Genomic DNA, 232 nt, shown 5'->3' on the forward strand with positions numbered 1-232 from the left:
GCGTAGAGCGCCGGGCGTTGGGGCGGGCCGGGGCGGTGGGGGGGGGGGGGGGGGGGGGCGGGGGGGGGGGGGGGGGGGGGGGGCGGGGGGGGGGGGGGGGGGGGGGGGGGGGGGGGGGGGGGGGGCGGGGGGGGGGCGGGGCGGGGCGGGGCGAAAAAAACCAAACACAACCCCCACGCACATCGGACGGACCAAAAATACACAGCGAAATCAGAGAGACATGAGGGTGGCG

The 232-nt window shown here is 80.2% G+C and carries 1 protein-coding gene; it reads left to right on the forward strand.

Annotated elements, in window-relative coordinates; translation table 11 throughout:
* On the forward strand, positions 1-224 hold a 224-nt coding region (locus tag AAEY98_RS22715; protein WP_351019908.1), incomplete at its 5' end, for a hypothetical protein.
* Positions 225-232: the final 8 nt, after the last annotated feature.

The organism is Shewanella sp. AC91-MNA-CIBAN-0169 (genome assembly GCF_040310165.1).
GTDB lineage: Bacteria > Pseudomonadota > Gammaproteobacteria > Enterobacterales > Shewanellaceae > Shewanella.